Source organism: Bacteroides caecigallinarum, from assembly GCF_016901995.1.
Lineage (GTDB): Bacteria > Bacteroidota > Bacteroidia > Bacteroidales > Bacteroidaceae > Phocaeicola > Phocaeicola cellulolyticus.
Map to the genome: position 1 here is coordinate 1 of NZ_JACJLE010000086.1, position 7253 is coordinate 7253.

Consider the following 7253-nt stretch of genomic DNA (forward strand, 5'->3'; position numbering starts at 1 on the left):
GTGTATAATAGTCTTATATTGTGACATAAATCTTTTGTATTGACTTTATTAGATTTTATTTTTCTGTTAATGAAAATAGCCAGACAATTTATAAAGTCATGTCCATTATGGAGTTGATAATGGTCATTTATGTCAAATTTAGAGACAGATATCTTAAGTTGCTGTTCATCTGGAAAATCATGAATATTGTTGTTATTTTCGTGTTTTTTTATTTCTGTAATGCACGTATTGATGTCAATATCATTTTCTCCGTCATAAATATGGCTCATTTTGAATCCTTTAAAGCATATTCCCAGTTCATAAGCATAATTTATAAGCTTTAAGGCAGATATCCATTTCATATTATTGAACAATATGTTTTTCACATCATATATAGGATGTATTCCGGTATATTCATAAACGATGTCATTAATGTTACATTGGCTTATACATAAAGTCTCCGCATCGTGTGTGTCAGTAATGAATAGATTATCATTACTATAATTTATATTAAGTATTTTGTCAAAATCAGAATCCTTTATACCAATGATTTTATCAGAATGTTTTGGGGTAATACTGTCAAGAATAGGAACTATATAAAAGCAGGTACCTGTTGGAAACAGAATAACTTTCGAATTGTCAAAGAATTTTCCATATAATCTGATGTCATCATCCCCTTCCACCAGTACAATGATTTTCCCGTTGCTGCAAGGGCTGTTTATTTCAGCTTCTACATCCGTAACCAGTTCATTCACCTTATCACCTTCCAGAACAGTATTATTCCTCATAATTTTCAAATTCTTTGTTTAAGTAAAACAAATCCCAAGCTTTTTCTTTAGCATTTGCTACAATTCTCGACGAATGAGTTGTTATTACAGCCTGAAGGTTTTTGTTTTCTGCAATAAGAGCTATATCTTCACTGAACATTCTTTGCCATGCCACATGCAGTGAGTTTTCCGGTTCATCCAGCAACAAAATAGAATTGTCATTGATTCTGAATATCAGGTCATACAGTAATATTATCTGATTCTTTTCACCGCTTGACAGTAAGTCCAGGTCAATATATGTTTTATTATCATTGAAACACCTGATACCGTAGTTTAATGAAAAAGTAAAGAATTTATTTGCAAAATGTTTTTCGTTCAATAAGTCCGAGAACAATTCCAGTTTTTCAAGAATAGGGTCATACTCAGCCAGTCTTTTTATTGTTTCATCCAGATATGCAGATATGATTCTTATGTCCTTTTTGTTGTATTCAGGGAATTTTATGGTGCTATTCAGTCCATACTTAATCAGTAATTCATTTTTCAGTGTTATTTCCCTGACCTTTTCGTTATAATCTTCCTCTTCATATTCCTTATCGGATTTCAGTAAAGAATTTATGAATTCATCTTCATCTCTGCGCGAAGCCACTAAATACCTGAATCTCGAAGATGAAAGCATTTCTTTAAATTCATTCGATATATTTTTGATAGGCGACAATTTCTCTTCTTCCGTCACTATACGTCTTGATCCTCCAAAGAAAATCCTATATGAATCGTTTTCAACGATGTTAGAGTGGTCATTATATATTCTGTTTGCCGGAATAAAGTAGGATATCAGTGAGTGCAGCATCAATTGGAATTCTTTGTATAATTCAGACGGTTTAGCCAGTTCTTTATAAAAATCATTGTTACATGTCACTATTTCTGCCAGTTTATAGTTACCCAGGTCATTAATCATTTCTTCGCTGATACTCAACTGATGCTTCATTATTCTGAGTACCCTTCTGATCATCTTTCCATCTATATGGAATGATTTTTCTCCGTTACCGTTAATCCACTTGAATATTACATATGTATCTTCGTCTATTACCGAATCTGTATCTTCAGAATTACTTTCAATTGCCGTTTTATGTTTTTCAATGACTATTTCCAGTTCATTTTCAAATTTTATTCTGATTGTTTTGAAAGGCAGATTGTAGAAATAAAACAGATATCCCTTGCACAGGTTGTTTATGATATACAGGATAGTTGTTTTTCCATATCCGTTCGGGCTTGTTATCAGACAGATGTCCTTATCAATTTCAGGAATCGAATAACTGTATAGTCCAAACAGTCTTTCTATGGTAATGGAAGATATTTTCATGAAAGTTATAATTTTAAATTATATAGCTTGTTGATTTTTTCCTGCAACTCCTTATTGATATTGAAGCTTTTTGTTTTCCTTATATTATTATTTCCCAAAGCAGTCACAACACTTACATATGATGGATAGTCATTACCTTTCGAAAGATTATTTTCCCACTGCATAGCCCTTAAGTTCAGGATATTGTCATCACCTCCCAAATCGACAGGAAAAACATGGTCTATTTCCCATCCATATTCTGAAGTTCTCAATCCATAGTGAGTCCATAAAATAATAGCTCCACATGGGTCTATTCTTATATTGTCCGGGTCATATCCTTTCATTGTTCTGGCATTATTCCAGACCAATTTTTTTGTATTTTCGTCCATTCCTTTATTCTATTAAATAAAACTTTCCTTCGAATTTTGTACAAAAATATAATTAAAGTCAGATATAAGCAACCAATAAAGGCATTTTATTGCCTTTAATTTGTCTTCCGTACCAGTTGTCACCGTCTTTTTTTAAATATTAGCCATCCTTATAACATGAATCTTTTCATATTCCATAGCCACGTCAATAGAAAGAAGAAACAGGAACACTTCCCTGAAGTTATATTCTATATTAATATTTTCCTCCTTTTCAATCCTCTTTTGGTTTTCATCATATACCGTGCCATACTGTTCCAGTATCTTCCTCACCGTATCACTGCTTATGATATTTTCATTCTCATTCCTTGCCTTCAGACAGTCGGAAAACATCCACATCCTGTTGTTATAGTTTGCCAGGATATTCCGGTCAACCAGTCTGCTTACGCTGACCGTCTCAATATCCTTATCATAAAATTTCATGAGCATATCAGTCGATCTTCTCAGTCCGTCATAAGGAAAATCCACTTTCTCCGAATTCCGGTTCTCGTTTTTTCTCACCTCATTATGAATATCAAAGAAATGTTTCATCGGATTATCAGTCTTATCCTCCTTCACCTTCTTTATATGTTCAGCCATTAAGAACCTTACAGTCTTCTCCAGCAAAACCTTCCTTTCATTATTCTTCAGTACGTTCAGCAATTTAATCCTGTCATCGAGCACCTTTTTCCTGTTTTCGCTCAAATTCACCTTCTCCAGTTCTCTGTAACACTTCTCCAGCTCCGTATCGAATTCCGGATGATACATCAGAAGCGACACCTCCATGATTCTGCTTATCAGATACAGCGGTTTGAAGAAAAGAGTGTCAAGGTCATTCACTATAACATCCATACCTATATCCTTGTTCTTCAGGTGAATCAGTGCAATGTCAATCTCCATGTCATAATTTCTCATCAGCAGTTTCATCTCATGCATGGCATTATACATTTGCGCGTCATGGTTATATATATCCAGATGAATTACATCTTCCGGCATAAGTTTAAGCTTGTTCAAGTGTTCCTCCGACGGATATACCACATGCTCATTGTCAGCCATCAGTTTTCTTCCCATGGCAACAGTACAAACCAGATTTCTGTACAGATGCCTTATCAGGTCTCCAAACTGCTTGTCCTGAATTTCCGGCGACACCCTTATAACATTATCCGCAGTTCTTTTCGACTGTCTGTATCCTTGTGTATCTACAAAAGCACACCATATACCGGCCACAAGAGCAACAAAGGCAAACACCACATTATACCAGTCCAGATTTATCTCCATAAATTCCGGCCCGTCCGTATTGTTTTTTATGCCTTCTATTTTACTCTCCAGCGAATCTATTTTCACCATTATTCTGTCTATCATCACAGAATCCATTTTTTGTGCAGCCCCGTCATAAACGGAAATACAGATAAATAAAGTAAAAAGAAAACCTCTTATCGTCTTCATATAGTTTTATATACTGAAATTATAATTTTCGTTTTAAAGTCCGTCTCCCCACCATATAAGGTAAAAACCATACAGCTTCGCGAGGCATTATGCCCGACATCCTGACACATCTCCTTATCCAGAACCAGACATTTCCGTTTACTCTCTTTACTGAAGAAATACCAATAGCACGTTCTTCCCTTTCCTTTTTCAGCATATATCCGTCTCTCCATACCGTTTCCTCTATGAAGAAACTGCTACTTCCACAATCGGGAGCAATGGGAAAACATTCCACCCTGAACCGTCTTTTTATGAAACCGAACAGAGCCGAGCAGAACCTCGCCATGTGCAACCTGTCTATTACTTCAGCCATGAAATCCATATCCAGTTCGGCATTTCTCAACATCACAGCCACATCACAAATCTGTTTCATTCCCACACCATAAGTGAGCATATGTCTTCTCAGGTGAACAATTATACACGCCAGATACACTTCCGGACTGTCCGGATAGTCCATTACCAACTGTTGCAGAGTCATGTTGTCCTTTGAACAATACATATATTCCCTTTGCGGATGAAACTCCACGTCTATATCCTCAATTCTGCATACAATGTCCTGATGATCCCGCCTGAAAGGAATCCTTTTCCTGTCCAGAATATCCGTAATCTTTTCAAAACCTTCCGAGATTACCACATCAATATCCCCGTAACTTCTGACCATTGGGTTCCTATACCATTTTGCCACGGATACACCTTTGAACACCTCAGTCTTCATTCCCTTTGCATTAAGACTTGAAACAATCCTTTCAGCCAGAGACCCTATTTTCCTGTTCTTTTCCTCTATATGAAGCAGTGTACTTATCCATCGTTCTTTTTTTCTACCGCTTATTGCTACACCGTGCACATCCATTCCAGTCACCATCATTCCGCCTACAGCCTGCAGCAATCCCATTTCGAACAAAACATCAGCTTCATGTTCCGAAAAAGAAAAGCCTTTGGAAAGACCTTCATGCCCCCAAAGACCGGCGTTTAATATATCGTAAAACAAGTTTCTCACCCGAAACTCTTCAATTTTGCTGAAACAAATTGCGGCACCTTCCAAGCCATCTTCTCCAGCTTTGTCAGTGTTGGATTCAGTCCATGACTGCGATACATACGTATATCCTCTTCCCACATCTGCTTGCGTCGTTTGCTGTCTGTGCTCAGTCCACCCATGCGCATCCTCACTATATATTCCTTCATATATTCCACCTTCAGATTTGCTTCATACAGATAGCGGAACAGAAAATCCGAGTCTGCAGCAATCTTGTAACTCTCGTCATACAGACCGTTCTGTTCTATTGCAGAACGCTTTATGTAGCAGGTAGGGTGTAGCGGCAGCCATCCGTTGCGCACCTTCCATTTAGAGTATGATCCCCCAATCCAGTTACGTATCACCCTGTCCGTATTATTAAAATCCACAAACAGACCGTCCCCGTAAAGGAAGTCCGCTCCGGTCTCTTCAAACCTCTTTACTATTTTGGAGATAATGTCGGTAGAGTAGAGGAAGTCATCACTGTGCAGCAGCCCCACTATATCCCCTGTAGCAGCCCTGATACCCTTGTTTATACCCTCATACATACCATGGTCAGGTTCCGATATGATAGTCGCTATACGGTCTTTATATCTGTTTATCACCTCCAGTGACTTGTCTTTACTCGCTCCATCCACCACTATGTATTCTATGTTCGGATAATCCTGCGCCAGTACACTTTCTATCGCCTGACCTATGGTTGCTTCACGGTTGAAGCATGATGTTATAATTGAAACTTTCATTTATTATGATTATAATATAATTAAAGAATACGAATTTAATTACTTCGAAAATTCTTTAATCATTTGTTCATTTTTTAGTCTGCAAACTAAAAGTCTGTTTTCCTTTTCTGCTACAATATAATTGTCTAATCCTTCTAAAACTACTTGCTTTTCCTCAGAAGTATGTACAATACAATTATTGCAATTAAACAGTTTTACATTTTCTCCAACTGTCGCATTATTATTATCATCTTGTGGCAATAATGTACGAAGAGATCCCCAACTTCCTAAATCACTCCAACCAAAATCAGCAGGTATAGTATAAATGTCCTTTGCTTTTTCCATTACAGCATAATCTATCGATATCTTCTCACAAGTAGGGAATAATCTTTTTACCGTGCCTGATTCTTTGTTTGAGTAGAAATCTTTAGCCATTTCCTCCATTATGGATGCTAGTTGCGGAGTATGTTTCTTTATTTCATTGGTAATAGTATCAATATTCCACACAAATATACCGGCATTCCATAAATAATTTCCATCCTTTACATATTTACATGCAGTATCATAATCTGGTTTCTCCTTAAAAGCATTTACCTTATGGATTCCATTACTATATTCATTATTGTCTGTATAGATATATCCATAACCTGTTTCAGGACGATTTGGTCTGATGCCTATCGTAACAATAGAGTTACTATTGCTAGTGAACATTAATGCTTTCTTTATTACGCATTCAAATTCTGCAGTGTTAATAACAAGGGCATCCGAAGGAGTCACAACTATATTGGCATCAGAATATTTTTTTCTGATTTTCCAACATGCGTATGCTATACATGGAGCAGTATTTCTTGCCTCTGGTTCAGCAAGGATATTACATTCAGGAATATCAGGCAATTGTTCTTTTACTATGTCAATATACTTCTCGCTGGTTACAATCCAAAAATTTTCTATATTACAAACCGGTAGAAATCTTTCAACCGTAAGTTGAATTAATGATTTACCACATCCCATTACATCTATAAACTGCTTGGGATATTCAGGAGTACTCATAGGCCAAAAACGGCTACCTATACCTCCTGCCATTATTACTATATGATTATTCATTTTTGTTATAAATTTTAGTGTTGTATTTGTTTATTCAATCAATTTCTCCATTACTTTATTATCACAAACGGAACAGAATCCTGTTCACCTTCTCTATCCTTAGAGATTAGTCTATCATACCGATATAATTTATTTTTACTGCCTTTATTCTTGAGAATATCAATCCCATTATTACAATCTTCTTCTGAATATTACAATTTACATCTATTCTTTATCAGAAGTAATGGTGAATTTGGTATTATGCTCTGTGTCAAGCTCCAGTGTAATTAGTTTAAAAAGGAGAGAGCTAGTATTTTGCTTTGGTATTTTATTTCAATAATTTACATTTTAGCACATTCATCATTTTGACGCTCAGTAGATGAACCCAATAAACTACAACAAATGAGAATACTCCTAACAAAACACATACAGGAGACTTGCGTAACTGATATATATATCAGT

The 7253-nt window shown here is 36.1% G+C and carries 7 protein-coding genes; all 7 read right to left on the reverse strand.

Going from position 1 to position 7253, the window contains the following annotated elements:
* The coding region (locus H6A61_RS14695) for a DUF4435 domain-containing protein (protein ID WP_204394629.1) at positions 1–767 on the reverse strand (767 nt) is incomplete at its 3' end.
* Entirely contained in the window at positions 757–2106 is a 1350-nt protein-coding gene (locus H6A61_RS14700; protein WP_204394630.1) for an AAA family ATPase, read from the reverse strand. The genes H6A61_RS14700 and H6A61_RS14695, both read right to left, overlap by 11 nt.
* Positions 2107–2111: 5 nt before the next feature.
* Positions 2112–2474 (reverse strand): HNH endonuclease signature motif containing protein, encoded by a 363-nt coding sequence (locus H6A61_RS14705; protein WP_204394631.1) that lies wholly within the window; start codon positions 2472–2474, stop codon positions 2112–2114.
* A 132-nt stretch (positions 2475–2606) separates the two neighbouring features.
* The gene (locus tag H6A61_RS14710; RefSeq protein WP_204394633.1) at positions 2607–3935 is read right to left on the reverse strand and encodes a hypothetical protein; all 1329 of its coding nucleotides are present in this window, start codon (positions 3933–3935) and stop codon (positions 2607–2609) included.
* Between the two features lie 19 nt (positions 3936–3954).
* Positions 3955–4866: a nucleotidyltransferase family protein gene (locus tag H6A61_RS16035; RefSeq protein ID WP_346342343.1), complete on the reverse strand. Its 912-nt coding sequence runs from the start codon at positions 4864–4866 to the stop codon at positions 3955–3957.
* Positions 4867–4967: 101 nt separating this feature from the next.
* Entirely contained in the window at positions 4968–5729 is a 762-nt protein-coding gene (locus H6A61_RS14715; RefSeq protein WP_204394635.1) for a glycosyltransferase family 2 protein, read from the reverse strand.
* 39 nt (positions 5730–5768) lie between these two features.
* The gene (locus H6A61_RS14720) at positions 5769–6812 is read right to left on the reverse strand and encodes a mannose-1-phosphate guanylyltransferase (RefSeq protein WP_204394637.1); all 1044 of its coding nucleotides are present in this window, start codon (positions 6810–6812) and stop codon (positions 5769–5771) included.
* Positions 6813–7253 lie beyond the last annotated feature (441 nt).

Bases quoted from the DNA above. Each gene is read 5' to 3' on its own strand.
- H6A61_RS14700 (WP_204394630.1), bottom strand. From the start codon at position 2,106: ATGAAAATATCTTCCATTACCATAGAAAGACTGTTTGGACTATACAGT.
- H6A61_RS14720 (WP_204394637.1), bottom strand. From the start codon at position 6,812: ATGAATAATCATATAGTAATAATGGCAGGAGGTATAGGTAGCCGTTTT.
- H6A61_RS14705 (WP_204394631.1), bottom strand. From the start codon at position 2,474: ATGGACGAAAATACAAAAAAATTGGTCTGGAATAATGCCAGAACAATG.
- H6A61_RS14715 (WP_204394635.1), bottom strand. From the start codon at position 5,729: ATGAAAGTTTCAATTATAACATCATGCTTCAACCGTGAAGCAACCATA.
- H6A61_RS16035 (WP_346342343.1), bottom strand. From the start codon at position 4,866: ATGGGATTGCTGCAGGCTGTAGGCGGAATGATGGTGACTGGAATGGAT.
- H6A61_RS14710 (WP_204394633.1), bottom strand. From the start codon at position 3,935: ATGAAGACGATAAGAGGTTTTCTTTTTACTTTATTTATCTGTATTTCC.